Origin of the sequence: Mesobacillus jeotgali, from assembly GCF_014856545.2 — a bacterium.
In the GTDB taxonomy this organism is placed as follows: domain Bacteria; phylum Bacillota; class Bacilli; order Bacillales; family Cytobacillaceae; genus Mesobacillus.
Genome location: NZ_CP109811.1, coordinates 4,384,607 through 4,401,897, shown reverse-complemented (window position 1 = coordinate 4,401,897; position 17,291 = coordinate 4,384,607). Strand labels below are relative to the sequence as shown.

The following is a 17,291-nucleotide window of genomic DNA, read 5'->3' as shown; positions in this document are numbered from 1 at the left end:
GTAAAGCACCTCCTAAATTATTTGAGAAAGATATTAATAATATTGTTAACTGCCAGCAAAATCAGAACAATTAATCCAGCGATTCCAAAAATGTTTTTCCAAAGAGTATTTTTTAATGATCCCATGATCTTTTCATCGTTTGCCACGACAAGGAGAGCTATGGCGATGAAAGGAACTATAACAATCGTAATCGCCTGGGCAAAAATGATCATATTAATCGGCGCAGCTCCAAAGATGATCCCAATCAGTGAGCCAAATGCCATGACAAGTAAAATGAGCCCCTTAACCGCTTTGGAGGAGAGCTTGCTGCCAAGTCCGAGCCCGTCAGCCAGCATGGATCCGCCAATGGTGGCATTCCCCATTTGAGACGAAAAGGAGGCGCCGAATAACCCGACCATGAATAAAATTGTCGCCCAGTTCCCATAGAGAGGCTCCAAGGCTAAACCCATTTCTGAAACGGAATTAACGACGATACTCTGCGGCTTGAGGATGGCGGCTGCGCAAATCATGATCATCATCGAGATGAATCCAAGAATGAAAATTCCCCAATAGGTTTCCTTAATGCTCGAGCTGTTCTGCTGGAGCGTCCAGCCTTTTTCCTGGACAAGGTAAGATTGATAAGCCGCCCCAACGATAGAAAAGCTTGTAGCTGTGAGCGCGATGATGAGAGGAAGTGAACCATCTGGAATGATTGGGACAAATCCAGAAAAGATTTCAGTGATAGAAGGCTTTGTTAAAATAAGAGTAATCACAAAGGAGACAAGCATGATGAGAACCAGACCAAGCATTAGTTTTTCAAGGATTTTATAAAAGTTCTTAGCGAATAAGAGTGCCATGCCTAGCAATGTTATCGCTGCTATCCAAAATGTTGAAGAAAAGCCCGTAATCGTAGAGATTGCCAGCCCAGAACCTAGAGCATTTCCAGCCTGGAAAGATGCTGTAACGAGAAATGCTCCTAACCCAATTAAGAGTGAAGCAGGTTTACCCCATTTATTCTTCATAACCTGGATGAATGACTCCTTAGTTGCAAGACCGATCCTTGTGCTCATTTCGGTATAAATCATCATAAAAAAGACGACAACTGCCAGCACCCAGACCAACTGCATTCCATAAATAGCCCCGATCTTTGAAGACAGCGTCAAACTGCCTGGACCAAGCACCAATGCAGATGTAATAAAAGCAGGTCCTAAAAGACTAAAAAAATTCTTCTTCTTTACTCCAGCTTCCTGACCAGGAGTAATAGGACTTTGGTTAACACCAGACTCCATTTCTAAACCCTCCCTTAAACTTTTTGATAGATTAAAATATTCCGAACCCAGTTTTTCGTAAATTCAGAATACTTACACTTCCATGTTATCTAGAGAAATAAATTAAGACAATGTCTTTAATATGTCTTTAATTGGTACTTAGGGACGGTTCTCGTGTTTCACGAACGCGAGAACCGTCCCCGTGCTTCGCGTAGGGCGAAAGTCCTGTTCTTTGAAAACGCTTTAATAATTTATTGATTTTTCTGATAATAAGTACTATTTTTAAATTGAATACAAGTAATATACATGTATTTTAATACTTTTGCTATCCAAAAGGGAGGTGTGAGTTTAGATTTTTTTAAGAAAAATAGATTTCTTGAGGAGGAAATTATGAAGAAGATGACCAGATTTATCGTCTTTGTGTGCAGTGTTTTGATGCTGCAGCTAGTGCTGCCTTGGCTTCATCAGGAAACTAATGCTGAAGGGGCTGCTAAGTATATTCCTTTATTGAATCCTGGCTTTGAAGAAAATGTGGTGAACGGGATGATCCCTGGATGGACACAGAATTTTGGGACAGGGGGCATTGCGATTGCAAATCATGAACACGCTTCTGGGAAGCAAAGCCTGGAGCTTATCGATACGGACAGTAAAAATATTGGAATCATTAGTGACAATGTTCCCGTCAATCCTGGCTGGGAGTATATTGCTTCAGCCAAGATGAAGAGCACGGCTGGTGCAGGTGAAATTTATATTCGTTTCTTCGACGGAGATGGTAAGTACATTACCGGTCTGAATAAATCTGTCCCAGGCCCGGTCAGCGATTGGATTGACATCCGGGTAAATGCTGTTGCCCCAAAGAATGCTGCTTCTGCCGCGGTATTATTTTACTCAGGGAAAGGAAATAAAGGTACCTTCTATTATGATGATGCAATGTTAATGGAGATTGAACCAATACAGTCAATTCAAGAAGTCGGCGAGGATTTAGGAATCCAGGTCTCAAAAACGACCGTCATGCTCGGGGACATCGGAAAGGACGCAAACGGCCGTGATGTCATCTATACAGTAGTGGCGGGAGCGCCAGCGAAATTTGCCATTGTTGATGTTGAAACGGAGACTTTGATCAAGAGTTATCCGCTTGAGGATACTTCGGGAGCTTGGGGAATCAAGGTGGCTGCCGACGGTACCGTATACTTAGGAGGCTACAATAAAGGTTATCTTTATCGTTATCTTCCAGAATCAGATGAGTTAGTGAATTTAGGACATCCAGTATCCTCAAGCGATGCTGTCCTGTACCCAATGGATATCGCCAGTGACGGAAAGATTTACGGCGGTGCTTATAGCTCCGGCAGCGTATACCAGTATGATCCAGCCACTAATGAATTCACGGACTTCGGCAGGATGGCAGACGGCCAAAGCTGGGTGAGAAGCACAGTCTATGATGAAGAGAACAACAAAATTTACGCTGGTGTAGGCAGTAAAGCGCATCTGATTGAGTATAACATCTCTACAGGCGAAAAGCGCAATATCCTTCCGCCTAAGTATTCAGATATTATTTCTGTTTATGATATGGGATTGGTCGAGGGAAAACTGTTTGCCCAGAAGGAATCAGCCTTTGAAATGTTTGTTCTCGATACTGCGACTGGTGAACTGGTGGAAGCGACGAATGGAGATACAGGCGAGAAAACATTTGATATTCCTGAATCATCACGTGGGATTTCAGGCAAATCACCGGTAGCTAACAAGGTGTATTTTACCCATTATGGAATCCTGTACGAGTATGATTTGGATACAAATACATTCAAGTCTTTGAATGTTGATATTAAAGGAAGTGCAATCAGCTATAAGTTCCTTGAGCTGAATGAGGAAGGCTTCCCAGGCTATTCGCTTGTCGGACTATCTGGTAATGGTGGGAAGATGTATAAGTATAATCTTGAGACTGGAAATCTGAAGCTGACCGATTTGGTTTTGCCTTCAGAGCCTGCGTTGATTCACGATTTATCTAAAGGTCCGGACGGAAAAATTTACAGTACAGGCTACCTGCCAGGAAATATGGGGGCCTATGTTCCGACAACAGGAGAAAACATCCGTTTTGATGGCATCAGTCAAAGTGAAGGGATGGCCAACCTGAACGGAAAGATGTACTTAGGCATCTATCCAAATGCGAAAATGTATGAGTTCGACCCTTTCAAGGCGTGGAACCGGACCGATTCCAATGCGCTGAATCCAAACTTACTATTCAGCCTCGAGAAAAATACGGATATCCCGGGCTATACTCCACAGGATAGAGCATTTGCGATGCTGGGTGTTGAAGAGTATAATCAACTGTTCATTGGAACGGTGCCTAAGAATGGAAATCTTGGCGGTGCCTTCACGATTTACGAGCCAGGCACAGGGAAGGATCCTGAAGTGCATTGGAACCTGATGCCTGACCAAAGTATCATTTCATTGGTTTATAAGGATGGTAAGGTTTACGGAGGTACGACTGTAGCAGGCGGACAGGGTTCAATACCGACAACAACTGAATCCAAACTGTTTGTATGGGATGTAGAAAAGAGGGAGAAAACAGCTGAATTGGTCCCTGTAGCAGGGAAGCGTGCTTTGACGGCTTTAACTGTTGGACCAGACGGGAATATCTGGGGAATGGCTGATGGAGTTCTGTTTACGCTGAACCCTGAAACTAATGAGGTCATTGGGGAGCATGAAATTGACCCGCTCGCATCGAGCAACTGGCGCAACGCTACCCTTGAAGTTGGAACAGACGGAAATATTTATGGCATCATCGGCCATAAGTTTTTCAAATTCGAGCTGGAAACAGGGACATTCGAATTCATTGCCGGCAGTGTCGACCATCTGGCTCAGGATGACTTTGGAGCTTTCTATTTATCTAGCGGAAATAGACTTTATAAGTATGTTGATGAAGCTCTGCTAGTGAATCTCACAGGCGCGCAGTTGCTCGTCGAAGACCAAAAGCTTACAGTTGGCGACAGTCAGACTATTAAAATCAAAGGCCTTCTGGAAAAGCAAAGAAGTACACTTGACCTTGAAGGGGCAGTCGTAGAATACAAGATTGATAAACCAAAAATGCTTTTTGTTGAGAATGGCATTATGACGGCGCTGAAAAGTGGCAGAGTAGAAGTTTCCGCCAATGTGAAGCTGAATGGCGTTACAGTCGAAACACAGTCTGTTTCGATATGGATTAATAACGCTGGCGGGAATAAGTAGGTAAAAGTCTGTAGTTAGACCTGGGAATGAGATTTACTCATTTCCGGGTTTTATTTTTTTGCTGAGAAAAAGCTCAATATTAATGGCCGGATGTGAAGAGAATTAATCGCCCTAAATAAACGGTTAGACTTTTCCCTCTTATTATTTTTCAAATTATCAAATAATTCATTGAAAATGCAGGGGAGTTATAATACTATAAAGGAAAGTAAAATACATGTTAAATACATGTATATATAAAGGTTGGTGGAAGAAAAATGAATATGGCGAAAATCGGGTTGTATTTTGACCAGGAAGAAGCCGAGAAGCGGTGGGCTTCAGGTCAAAATGTATTCGAGGTATTTCTTTTCGAAGTGTTCGAGCATCTCAGGATCCCTTATAAAAAGATAGGAGCTAATGATGTTCTAGAATCATTTGATATCGTAATAGCTGTCCTCGAAAGCAAGCGAATGGAATCAGATGAGGATCTGCTTGAATATGTAAGCACTGGTGGCACGCTGATATCTTATTGTGGATTGGAAGGGTTGCAAGAGATTCTTGGCTTTGATTCCATTGCCGTGGATCAGAAAGGATACGCCTTTTTATCAAATGTTCTATCCCAGGACCTGCCACCGTTAAGGTATCTTGCTGCTGACCCATGGAATCCAGGGGCTGGTCTGCTGAAAGTTAAAGAAAAAGGTTCTATGAGTAAAACGAATGCAGCTGCTGATAGTGCTGTTCCTGTTCTGCAGCAGATTGCATATGGAAATGGCACGATCCAGCGATGGTCCATTAATGTGCCGCGAACCATTGTCGGCCTGCAGCAAGGGACCCGGCCTGTTACTAAGGATGGCATCCCGGCTCCGGATGGGACGGCGAACCTGGATGAAAACCTTTTAAAAGCGGATGATGGATTTGAATTGGACTGGGAAATGGACCGCTCCCATACGGAAACAGGCATGCCATACTTCGCACATCCGTATGCTGATCTGTGGAAGGAAGCGATTGTCGGGCATCTTTTTGCCTGTGCCGCGGAAAAATCACTGACGGTTCCTTTTATAGATTACTGGCCTGATGATGTGAAGCATGTAGCGATGATTTCGCATGACAGTGATTTGAACGTAGATGAATCGGCCCTTCTGACATTAGAAACGCTGAAAGCGGAAGATGTCCAAACGACTTGGTGCATGATTGCGCCGGGATACAATCCACCAATCTATGAAAAAATCAAAGCTGATGGACATGAGCTTGCGTTACATTATAATGCGCTCCATCAAGACGCTGGTGTCTGGTCAGAAAAAGCCTTTTCCGACCAGCTTGAGTGGCTCAAAAAGGTGACAGGACTGAATCATTTCACTTCGAATAAAAACCATTACACACTTTTTGAAGGCTGGGGGGAGCTATTTTCCTGGTGCGAAAAGTATGGAATCGAAACGGATCAGACAAGAGGTCCGAGCAAGAAGGGGAATATCGGATTTTTATTTGGTACCTGCCACCCTTATTTTCCGGTTGCCTGGGCCGATGAAAAAAACCGCCATTATGATGTCCTCGAAATGGGCTTTCTGACTCAGGATTTAAACCACAATACTCTTGCTGACTCAAGTGTAATACAGCCATTTCTGGATGGTGTTAAAAGGGTGAATGGCTTGGCCCACTTTTTGTTCCATCAATATCATATCTACAACCAGCCTAAGGTAAGGGAAGCGATCATTGAAGTGATTCGGACGGCCAGGGATCAAGAATTCACCTTCTGGACATCGAAGCAAGTCAATCAATGGGAACGAGCACGGAGAAAGGTGGTAATTGAAGGGGTCTCTGGTGAAATTAAAATTGACGGTGTTATCGGCCGGGACGACTTTGTCCTGCTTGTTCCGTTGGCAGCTAATCAGTGCTCCGATGATGAAGAAACAGTGAAAAGGTTCGGATTCCAATGCCGTAAGGTCAAGACAGTATCGAATATCGTCTAGGAAGAGGGGAGGGAAGGAGCATGAGTCATACTCGGTTAGCCATACATGGCGGCGAAAGTGTGAAAAAGACCGCTTTTGGGACAGGAAAGCGGTTCGGGCTTGAAGAAGCGAGAGAGTTGCTTGAGGCTCTTGAGCAAAATACCCTGTTTTACCACTTCGGGGGAAAAGTAAAAAAGTTCCTAGCTGTTTTTAACGATATGTATCAGGTGAGATATAGTGTTGCGACTTCGTCAGGCACTGCGGCCCTGCATGTAGCTCTCGGCGCTGCTGGCGTTACTGCAGGTGACGAGGTGATCACGAGCCCGATTACAGATCAGGGGACGGTTATCGGAATCCTCTATCAAAATGCGGTTCCAGTGTTCGCCGATCTCGATCCGCACAGCTATAACATGACAGCAGAAAACATAGAAAAGAAGATTACGGCGAAAACGAAGGCGATTCTGGTTGTCCATCTTGCCGGAAATCCGTGTGATATGGATTCTATCATGGAGCTGGCACGAAAACATAACCTCAAGGTGATTGAGGATTGTGCCCAGAGCTACCTCACGACTTATAAGGGACGTTTAACAGGGACAATTGGTGACTACGGCTGTTTCAGCACCAATGATTTTAAGCATATTTCTACCGGGGATGGCGGCATTGTCACGGTCAACTCAGGGAATGAAGCAGATTATTTTACCACGCATGCGTTTGCGGATAAGAACTATCACCGACATGGGAATTCAGTCACGAAGGATTTAGAGTACCTGGCACCGAATTACCGTATGACAGAACTACAGGGAGCCGTAGGAATTGCACAGCTCCAGAAGCTTGAATGGATCTGCACGAGAAGGAACGAGTTCGGTGAAAGACTGAATGAAGGTCTAACAGGCCTGAAAGGCATCATACCGATGAAAATAACTGACGGGGGATGGTGCAGCTATTGGTTTTACATGCTAACGCTTAATTTAGACGAACTGAGCTGCACACGAGCAGAATTCTCTGATGCACTCACAGCGGAAGGGATTCCTAACCAGGCTGGTTATATCCCAAAGGTTCTCTATGCGCAGTCGTTATTTCAGGAAAGGCAAGCCTATAAGAATAGCCACTATCCGTTCGACCAGGGAACATATGATTATTCACCGGGCAGCTGTCCTAACGCCGAACAAATCCTTAATACTGCTGTTCGCCTAAACTTGAATGAGTTTTATTCTAATCAGGATATTGAAGAAATGATCAGTGCTGTAAGTAAGGTAGCTGCTTATTATGCAAGGTGATGGTGATAGGGGGGCTATTAAAAGAACCGTTGCTGTACGACAAAGTAGACTTCTGCTCCAGATCAGATGGACCGCAGAAAAGGGTTGCTGCAAAAAAGTTCTATACCCTGGATTTATATATTGATAGTTGAAAGGAGCATTCCTGTTAAGAGGATTTTCGGGGACTTGAACAAAAAAGAGCCCTCTTGGTATGATACGGGGTGTCAAATCGTGCACCGAATTGACCCCTAACTTAGGTAACCAAGGAGGACTCCAACATGGATTTTAAACAAAATCAGAAAATAAATCAAGTCACCGAAAAAACACTTGTAGTCGGTATCGACATTGCGAAGCTGACACACTATGCCTGCTTTGTGGACGATCGAGGACGAGTGCTCCAAAAATCTTTCTCTGTTACTCAATCTGGAGGTGGATTCGAGCTTTTCTATCAGCGTGTTCTCGCTGCCATGAGAGAGAACGGAAAAACAGAGGTCCTCATCGGGATTGAACCAACAGGCCATTACTGGCTCAATATAGCCTATTTCCTTGAGGAAAGGGGCATTCCCCTGGCGATGGTCAATCCGATGCATGTAAGGCGATCTAAAGAGCTGGATGACAACTTACCAACCAAACATGACCGTAAAGATGCACTAGTGATCGCTCGACTGTTGAAAGACGGACGGTTCAGTTATCCTCGCATCTTGAAAGGATTGGAGGCCGAACTTCGCGTTGGGTCAACGTTTAGAAGTAAATTGACAGATGAATTGGGTGCTGTCAAGAACATGATTATTCGCTGGCTGGATCGCTATTTTCCAGAGTTCGTTCAGGTTTTTCCGACTTTTGGAAAGATGGCCATGGCGGTACTTGAATATACCCCATTTCCGAGTGACCTTCACGAGAAACAGCCCGATGAAATTTTAACCCTTTATCGGAAGGCTGAGGGGCTTAAATCCCCACAAAGACCGAAAGCGTTGCGCCTTATGGAAGTCGCAGCCAACTCTATTGGAATAACAGAAGGACGTGAGATGGCCCGTATTGAGATCGCCACACTCGTCCGTCGTTTCCATCAACTAGAAAAAGATATCGAAAACATTACTCAACACTTGGTTGAGCTTGTAAAAACGACTGTAGAATACGAATGGCTATCAACGGTTCCAGGACTTGGAGATACAACGATTGTCGATCTATTAGCGGAAATCGGCAGCTTTTCACACTACGAAGATCCACGCCAACTAATCAAACTAGCGGGACTAACGTTACGTGAAAACTCTTCCGGCCTGCATAAAGGACAAAAACGCATCTCCAAACGGGGCAGAAGAAAGCTGCGGGCCCTCCTTTTCCGAGTGATGATGCCAATGATTCGACACAATGAAGCATTTAAGAAACTACACGAGTACTACACAAACCGTCAGGTTAATCCTTTACGCAAGAAGCAATCCATCGTGGTTCTATGCGGGAAGCTATTAAAAGTTTTACACGGAATTAGCACAAAACACAAAGCGTTTGACGCAAAGCGAATGATGAGGGATATTCCTAGTCTCGCAGAGGCTGCATAAATCCCTACATCCCCTTAATTGGACCTAGACAACTGGATGACACGGAGAAGCTGGCACTATTTTTTCCATTCGACCTTGAGTCCCTAAAGGAGCTTCGCTAGCCTCTGCCTTATGACTAGACCGAACGAAGGAATGTAGGCACTTAGATGCCCAGAGACATGGGAGGGTACGTCATCATAAGCTACGCAGAGATCCATTGTGCATCGCATAAATTCCTACACTACTTTCCATCATTATCCAGTAGTGACCGCGTAGCGCACCCATGTAATGGAATAGTTTCACATAATTTAAAGATATTGTTAGGAAGCGTGTCGAAAAATATTTTTTTGACACCCCATCAACGGGTCAAACCGTTGATAAATCAACATTTATAGAGGGAGGAATGGAGATGGAAGTGCAAGAGGGTTTTATTGACCACGGGATTCCGGTACAGGCTGATGAGGAACGGACCGCTGCTTTTTGTTCTAGAGAGGATGAAACAAGGTTGGTTATTGCTGCCAAAGGGTTTGTGCTCATCATTAATCCTGATACCGGGACTGCAAAACAAGTTTTTTTTCCCGACGGCAATAAGGAGTATCCATTTTCTTCTTTCAGCAGCAATGGATTGTTTTACACAGGGGCCGGCCAAATGCTGCTCGTCCTTGATCCCTTTTTGGAGGAATTCATCTTTCATACAGTTATTGATAATGGGGAAGAAATTGTCGGCTTCAGCTTTGCCGAGGATAAGGCTGGCTATATTTATTTCACTTCTTATCCACATTGTCACCTGCTCAGGTATTGTCCCAAAAGGCAAGAAGTGCTGGATTACGGCTCAATGGATGCGATGGAAAAATACCCAGGAAGCGCAGCGGTTGATTACAGCGGCTGGGTTTATATCGGAATTGGAACAGAGCATAAGAATCTTGTTGCCTTCCATCCTGAAAGTGGAGAAAGAAGGAACCTTGTTCCTGAGATCGAGCGGGAAAAGGGAGCGGGATATGTCTATTTAGGTACAGATGGTGAGGTTTATGGCCATTGGGAAGCCACTGATCTAAAAGAGGTAAACAAGTCTTCACGTTGGATGGGATTTTTCGATGGAAGGGTGAAGGAATGTGGCGTGCGTGTTCTGGGACCTTCACGTTTTTCAGGTACTGGCTTTAAAAAAGTGCACCAAAGTATGGAGTCAGTGTATGAAGTGCCTGCTTACAGCCTTTCAGAGGGCTATGTTGATTTAGTGCATAAAGAAACAGGTGCCTTAAGACGGATAGAGTTCAGCTATCAATCTGATGGGGCAAGCCTGTCCACGCTGGTCCAAGGTCCTGATGGCCATTTATATGGGACGTCCATGCATCCGCTCCAGTTATTTAGATATGATTTTTCAAATAATCAGTTAACGAATTTTGGCGGTGAGGTGATGGAGCATGGTGGTGGTGGAAATATCGCAGCTTATGCAGCACAAGGCAGGCTCCTCGTTGGAGCAGCTTATGCAGGCGGTAAGCTGTACACCATTGATACGGAAAAACCATTTATTAAAGGGAATAACCCTAGGCTGATCTTGCAGACAGAGGAGATTCATCGTCCGCGCTGTTCCTTTGCTGTTAACGACGGAAAACATATTATTTGGGGAGGCTTCCCCGGTTATGGAATGGTTGGCGGCGGTCTGGGCATCTACAATACCGTTACCGAACAAAATACAGTTCTGTCCCATAATCAGGTTGTTCCGAACCAAAGCACGGTAAGTCTCGGAGAACTAAGCTCGGGGTTGATCCTTGGCGGAACAAGCATTGATACACCGGGAGGAGCGAATTCCGCTGAGAAAGATGCCCGGCTGTTTTTGCTGAATTGGCAGAATCAGAGGATTGCAGATATTTTTATCCCAGTAAAAGGAACGGGGGAAATTGCCCAAATCTATATCGATCCGTTTGATCGGGCACACTGCCTGACAGACAAGTGCCTTTACTTTGTATGCAATCCATTGACCCATGAAGTGCACTACAGAAAAGACTTGTCACGATGGGGAAGTGTCGTCCGCAATGCCTTTGTTTATGATCAAGATTCTCGTAAACTCCTGATTCTATTAACAAACACATTGGTTTCAGTTGAAATTGATGGAGGGAGCTTTAATGACCCTATTGTTGTCCACACTCTCCCTGAGGAGGCGTCAAGCGGAGTGATCCTGCATAATGGGAGGGTGTTTTACGGAGGCGGAAGCCATCTATACAGTATAAAAGCTGACTGAGTTACCTATATAAATTCTATTGAGGATGAACATAGGATTGAGGTGAAGATTTTGTATTCTTTAAGGTCACTCTCTGCAAAGGGGATTCCGCCCTTGCTGGAGGGGGTACGATCGCGTGATGACTGGAACAGGAAGAGGGAATCGATTCAGCGCAAATGGCTAAGTTGTATCGGAGGCCTTCCACGGCTTGTCGATATGAGTATGACAATCGATTCTTGGGCGGCCAATGAAGACCATTATCTTATCAAAATTCGCTATTCTTCAGTTTACGATGATTGGGTAACGGCTAATTTGCTAATCCCAAAGCTTCATGACGCTCATATAACCAATGATGAAGAAGTACAGGTGATGCTATTTTCCGGCAGAGGTTTTTCAGAAAAGGCCTTTCCTGCAATACTTGCACTACACCCTACGAGTGAGACTGGAAAGGACGACATCAGTTTGTCCACAGGAAGAATGAACCGCCAATACGGCCTGGAGCTTGTGAAAAGGGGTTATGTGGTGCTCGCACCTGATACGGTCACGGCTGGAGAGAGAATTCTGGATGATGACAAGCCTTTCCATACTGCCTCTTTTTATCAAAAGCATCCCGAATGGTCTGCTGTCGCAAAAATGATAATTGACCATCAGCAAGGTATAAGCCTGCTCCAAGCCTTTAAATTGGTGGATCCAGAGAGAATTGGTGTAATCGGCCATTCGCTAGGAGGCTATAATGCTTATTTTCTTGCAGGTGCTGATCAAAGAGTCAAGGCAGTGGTCTGCAGCTGCGGCTTCTCTCCTTTGGCTGATGATCCTGAAACTCATCGTTGGGGCAGGAGAGAGTGGTTTTCCCATATCCCGAAGCTTAGTGACGATATAGCTCAAGGGAAAACACCATTTGAATTTAATGAGATTGCCGCGCTGGCTGCGTCGACACCGTTATTTATGTGGATGGCCAAAATGATCGGATCTTCCCTCATTGGAAGTCGGCAGCAGAGGGTCTCGCAGACTTGCATACTTTATATGAATGGCTGGGAGAGGAAGGGAAATTCACTTCCTTGATTGGAAATTCTGGACATGATTTCCCGCCTGAAATCAGGGAGCTATCGTATTCTTTTCTTGATCGCTGGCTGTCTGCGGATACGTGCTGAGAGAGTGAAAATCATTTTTGCAAAACTTCGATAACTCTATTAAAATTAGGGTTATTAAGCTGTATGGGAGCTGTCTGTGAATGCTGAAAAGAAAAAGTGATTTTGAGGATCGGTACAATAAGTTCATCCGCGACCTCAAAGAAGAGATTATCTCAGGGAGAATTCGTCCTGGTGAATTCATCCTTCCCGAAAATACATTAAGCAAAGAATATGATTTAAGTCGTGTTTCCATTAGGAAGGCACTGGCACAGTTGGTGGAGGAAGGCCTGATTGAGAAGATACCTGGAAAAGGAAACAGGGTTACGATTCCACACGATACCCAGAAGCAAACCATTAATCTTGGCTGGTTTTCGGATTCTTATGAAATTGAAATAGTAGAACTAATCATTAAACGGTTCGAACAGTTGAATCCTTATATCAAGGTAAACCTTCAAATCCTGCCTAACAGTCAATATGTGTATAATTTGACGGAGTCAATCGGAGCAGGCAACGGTCCAGATGTGTTCGTTGTATCCGATTACCATTTCCGGCAGATGGCTGAGACGGAGCAATTGGGCGTCATTGAGCCATTTTTACCTGAAAATATCAATCCAGAAAAGGATAGCTATGACAAGGTTTTTGAAATGTTCACTTATCAACAGAAACTGCTCGTCACACCATTCGTATTTTCTCCGGTTATGATTTGCTACAACCAAAAGATGTTTGAAAAAGCGGGAATTCCTGAAAAAGTGAAGATGGAAACATGGGACGACTTGCTGGATATTGCCCGCCGCAATACAAAAGATACTGATGGTAACCAATTAATCGATCAATACGGATTTTGTTTCTCATCATTGACAAACCGCTGGCCAGTTTTCCTTTTGCAAAACAATGGGCGATTCATGTCAGATGACCGTTCAAAGTCACGAATGAACAGCAAAGAAAACATCGAAGCGCTCGATTTTTGTGTGGACCTGATGTATAAACATCAAGTTTCGCCTATTTTTTCACATGGGAGCAATGTCCTTGCTGAAAATCTTTTCATGCGTGAACGTGCAGCTATGATTTTAACAACCTATTATTTTATGAATGAGTTCAGGGATCACAAAATTAAATGGGATATCCTCCCTCCACCGAAGAAGTCAGTACCCGCTACATTGCTGCTTGGCGGAGCGCTGGGAATCAATGCAGACAGTCAGGTGAAGGAAGCAGCCCAGGCACTGGTTAGCTATATGGTCAGTACAGAGGCGCAAACGATGGTCAAACAGAATGGCTGTACGATTCCAGTCCTGCGTTTCGTGGCTGAAGACAATTACTTGCTCCAGCCAGGGGTGCATCCGCCACATTACAATGCCTTCAAGGACATTATGCCCCATGCTGTGACCGTAAAGGATCTCAATGTGACAATTAAGGAACTGGAATTGATTGAAAGTGAGCTTCATTTGTTATGGGCCAATATGGAAAAAGCAGAAGTCAGCTGCAAAAGGATTGATGACATGCTAAACAAAGGAGTCATCGTTTCTTAGCTTTTCTTTGATAAGCTCTATAGCCGGAAAGGATTTGTTGTTTAAAATGGATACAATCCAGTTTCTTAAAGACTTAAAGCCTCATCCAAGAATTTTGTTCAATGCTCGGGAGATAAAAGAAATCAAATCCCGGGTAAGTGTGGATGACGCTGCCGGTGCCAGCGCTATCTCTTTCGGCGAAATCTGGGAGGAAGTCCAGCAGCAAGCAGAGAAATATCTCGCTGAGAATGATTTCAAGGTGGCGTATCCAAGCTGTGATGTTGTACTCGACATCACACTGCCACTTGTTGAGCTTGATCCTGTAGGCGACCCTCCTGGCTATGTGGATTATCCGTTCTGGACGATGTATTCCAGAGCAATAGAGGAGCGGATTAAGGTACTGAGCTTTGCTTATGGAATGACAGGGGATGTCCGTTACTCTTCAATGATAAAAGAATATTTGCTGTCTCTATCTTCTTTTTCAAAATGGTATGAATTCCCGCATCGTGGAGCCGAGGGCAATTTAAGCAATGCGCATTTCCTGTTAGGAGTGGCAATTGGCTATGATGCGGTATTCAACACATTATCGGCTCAGGAAAAAGAGACGATTGAAGAGGCGATTTTTTCAAAGGGACTTCAACCGCTGGAGATCGATTTCGATAACCAGGACAGCCATAATATCATTGCATCCAAGCGAGTTTCAATGTTCGTTGGCGCACTGGCGATACTGGATGTCCCGATATACACGGATCGGGTCAAGCTTTTCCTGGAAAATTCATTTGAGTACATCAGCACTTATTTGGATAACCGATTGAAGGATCCAGAAATAGAAGGCTTATTATATCTGAATGTTGCGGCACGCCATTTGTTAATGGCTGCTGACATCCTGCAGCGGTCTGCTTCACGCGATGAGTTGATCAACCATGAATACTTCAGCTTTCTTCCTGATGTTTTTATGTACATGTTAGGCACGGGTGCGAATGCCAGCTTCGTTAATTTTTCGGATTCATTTTATAAGCTGGATATTTTGTATTCGATGGCTGTGCTTGCATCGAATCGGAATCATCCTGTTGCAAGCTGGTTTATCCACCGATTTCCAGAGAAGAAGCTGGATTTATTGCTGGACTTTAAAAAGATACCAGCCCCTGTGGAACCTGGCCAATTTTACAAGCAAAACTCGAAGGTGTTTCCAGTTATCGGCTGGGCGTCACTAAGAAGCGGCTGGCAGGAAGGGGATCATCTGCTTGCTTTTAATTCGAGTGAATCCGGAAAAGATCATAACCATTTCGATCAGAATAATTTCGTTTTGCATACTGCGGGCGAATGGTTGATTACGAATCCTGGCTATCAGGATTATGTTGAGGGACCAAGAAGGGAATTCACGCTGGGAACAGTTGGACATAATAGTATGCTTGTCGATGGCAAGGGGCAAATGTACAGGGGCCGAAGCAGATTTGTAGATTACTATACTTCAGAAGGGTTTTCTTACATCATTGGGGACGCAAGCGGAGCCTATGGTCCTGAGATAATTGGCTGGGAACGGAAAATCATTCATCTTGATCAGCGTTATTTTGTGATGTTCGATAAAGTGGAAAAATCGGTTAATGAGAGCGATCTATCCTTTTTGTTCCATACGCCTGCCAGTATCCACGCGGGGGGAGAGATTCTGGCAGCTGGAGAACAACTGAATCAAAACACTCTTCACTTTACCGGTGAGAAAGCTGTGGCAGAGATCTCGGTTTGTTATCCTTCCGATGCAGAAAAAGTGGTTACCAGATATCCAGGAGCAGAGCAGTATGGAGCTTGTCTGCAGGTTAGGCTCAAAGAAAGTGAGAGGTTTCAGAACCTCGTTACCTTGATCAGGCCTTGTGGGTCAGAAAATAAGAATGAACTAAGCTATGAATTATTCCGTTCAGGTCCGTTTTTTGATTTGAAGGTAACAGATCCCGACTTAGGCATAACAGATTATCTGCTAGTGAATGAGGAGAGAACAACTGTTTATCAATCTAGTAAAGACAATCAAGTGAAGATAAAAGCAGAACAGGGCTGGATTGCGCTTGCTCATGATGAGAAAGCGCCTATCAAATTCGGGATTGTTGGTGGCAATGAATTAGTATTGAATGAAACCGTCCTCGTTCATTCTAGTGAAAACATAAATGTTTCCGGCTCTTTTTATGAAGAATCTGCAAAAGTGAAAATAGAGCAGCATCAGAAGGGGAAAGTATATATTCTAGCGGCTAATCCTCACTGTATTTTGCTTAACGGTAACCCTCCTAGTGAAAAGCAGGTTCTTTGGGATTCAGAAAAAGGTGTTCTGGAGTTTGAATTGTCAGCGGGTATCTATTATTTGGACCTATTTTTCAGAGCAGTCTAGTAAAAAGAGAGAAGCTATTGTAAGATTGGAATAGTCAGATTATTTACACATCTGGTTATTTTTTGAAAGGGTGACACACCGATGGACTTAACAGGATGGAAGGGTGGCCTTTACCGATATGGAAACTGTGCTATGAAGCTGGCTTTCTTGAATTTGCTCTGGCTTGGTGGGATTTTAATCGGCGCTGTTCTTGCAGGGTTTTTCCCCTCCACTGTTGCCATGTTTGCTGTCATCAGAAAATGGAGACAAAATGGGGATATGGAGGTGCCTTTGTACCTTCATTTTACAGAGGAGTACAAGCGTGAATTTTTTAAAGCCAACCTTTATGGATATGTATGGATTATCATCGGGGTGATCCTCTATGTAGATCTCCTGTTTTTCCGCGGCATCCCGTCTATATGGGGCACTCTTTTCTCGTTCTTCTTTTTTATCCTTGGTGTGTTCTATCTTGCATCCCTGCTATTCGCTTTTCCTGTCTATGTCCAATATGATTTGCGGATGTTCCAATATATCAGGAACTCTATTTTAATTGCACTTTCGAACCCCATCTATTCTGTACTCATGGCCCTGGGGTTTTATTTCCCATACTATTTAATGATTAAAGTTCCAGGTCTATTGCCTTTTTTTGGTGGAAGTTTAATTGCCCTGCCATTAATGAGTCTCTCTTTAAGGCTGTTTGAGCTCCTGGATCAAAAAGCACGCGAATAAAAGATTTAAAATATATATTGAATTTTCTTAAAATTTGTATTATTGTTACTTTATAAATACATGTCATATACATGTATTAGAAGTGGGGTACACATGCGAAAAATACATACGAGAAAGGGGAGCTAGTTATTGGAAGTCAAGCACAATCCTGAATATGAATCTTCCCCGGACCTT

General features: G+C 43.9%; 10 protein-coding genes. 9 read left to right on the top strand and 1 reads right to left on the bottom strand.

Features of this window, described 5'->3' with window-relative positions; translation table 11 throughout:
- Positions 1 to 17 precede the first annotated feature (17 nt).
- Positions 18 to 1,268, bottom strand: a complete 1,251-nt coding sequence (locus FOF60_RS22385; protein ID WP_192470998.1) for an Nramp family divalent metal transporter — start codon at positions 1,266 to 1,268, stop codon at positions 18 to 20.
- 369 nt (positions 1,269 to 1,637) lie between these two features.
- On the opposite strand from FOF60_RS22385, the gene FOF60_RS22380 reads away from it, so the two are divergent.
- The 9 genes from FOF60_RS22380 (at position 1,638) to FOF60_RS22340 (ending at position 17,117) form a co-directional block, all read left to right on the top strand.
- A complete protein-coding gene (locus tag FOF60_RS22380; RefSeq protein ID WP_192470999.1) occupies positions 1,638 to 4,469 on the top strand; it encodes an NHL repeat-containing protein in 2,832 nt (943 codons plus the stop codon).
- A 254-nt stretch (positions 4,470 to 4,723) separates the two neighbouring features.
- Complete coding sequence (locus FOF60_RS22375; protein ID WP_192471000.1) at positions 4,724 to 6,412, top strand: polysaccharide deacetylase family protein; 1,689 nt, start codon at positions 4,724 to 4,726, stop codon at positions 6,410 to 6,412.
- A gap of 20 nt (positions 6,413 to 6,432) precedes the next feature.
- On the top strand, positions 6,433 to 7,668 hold the full coding sequence (locus tag FOF60_RS22370; protein ID WP_192471001.1) for a DegT/DnrJ/EryC1/StrS family aminotransferase: 1,236 nt from the start codon (positions 6,433 to 6,435) through the stop codon (positions 7,666 to 7,668).
- A 257-nt stretch (positions 7,669 to 7,925) separates the two neighbouring features.
- On the top strand, positions 7,926 to 9,203 hold the full coding sequence (locus FOF60_RS22365; RefSeq protein ID WP_264647613.1) for an IS110 family RNA-guided transposase: 1,278 nt from the start codon (positions 7,926 to 7,928) through the stop codon (positions 9,201 to 9,203).
- A gap of 388 nt (positions 9,204 to 9,591) precedes the next feature.
- Positions 9,592 to 11,421, top strand: a complete 1,830-nt coding sequence (locus tag FOF60_RS22360; RefSeq protein WP_192471003.1) for a ligand-binding sensor domain-containing protein — start codon at positions 9,592 to 9,594, stop codon at positions 11,419 to 11,421.
- Positions 11,422 to 11,514: 93 nt separating this feature from the next.
- Positions 11,515 to 12,462, top strand: coding sequence for an alpha/beta hydrolase (locus tag FOF60_RS22355; RefSeq protein WP_264647612.1), 948 nt, complete (start codon positions 11,515 to 11,517; stop codon positions 12,460 to 12,462).
- A 169-nt stretch (positions 12,463 to 12,631) separates the two neighbouring features.
- Entirely contained in the window at positions 12,632 to 14,056 is a 1,425-nt protein-coding gene (locus tag FOF60_RS22350) for an extracellular solute-binding protein (protein WP_192471005.1), read from the top strand.
- A 46-nt stretch (positions 14,057 to 14,102) separates the two neighbouring features.
- The gene (locus tag FOF60_RS22345) at positions 14,103 to 16,409 is read left to right on the top strand and encodes a heparinase II/III domain-containing protein (protein WP_192471006.1); all 2,307 of its coding nucleotides are present in this window, start codon (positions 14,103 to 14,105) and stop codon (positions 16,407 to 16,409) included.
- 81 nt (positions 16,410 to 16,490) lie between these two features.
- Positions 16,491 to 17,117 carry a YesL family protein gene (locus FOF60_RS22340; protein WP_192471007.1) on the top strand — a complete coding sequence of 209 codons (627 nt, stop codon included), beginning with the start codon at positions 16,491 to 16,493 and terminating at the stop codon, positions 17,115 to 17,117.
- Positions 17,118 to 17,291: the final 174 nt, after the last annotated feature.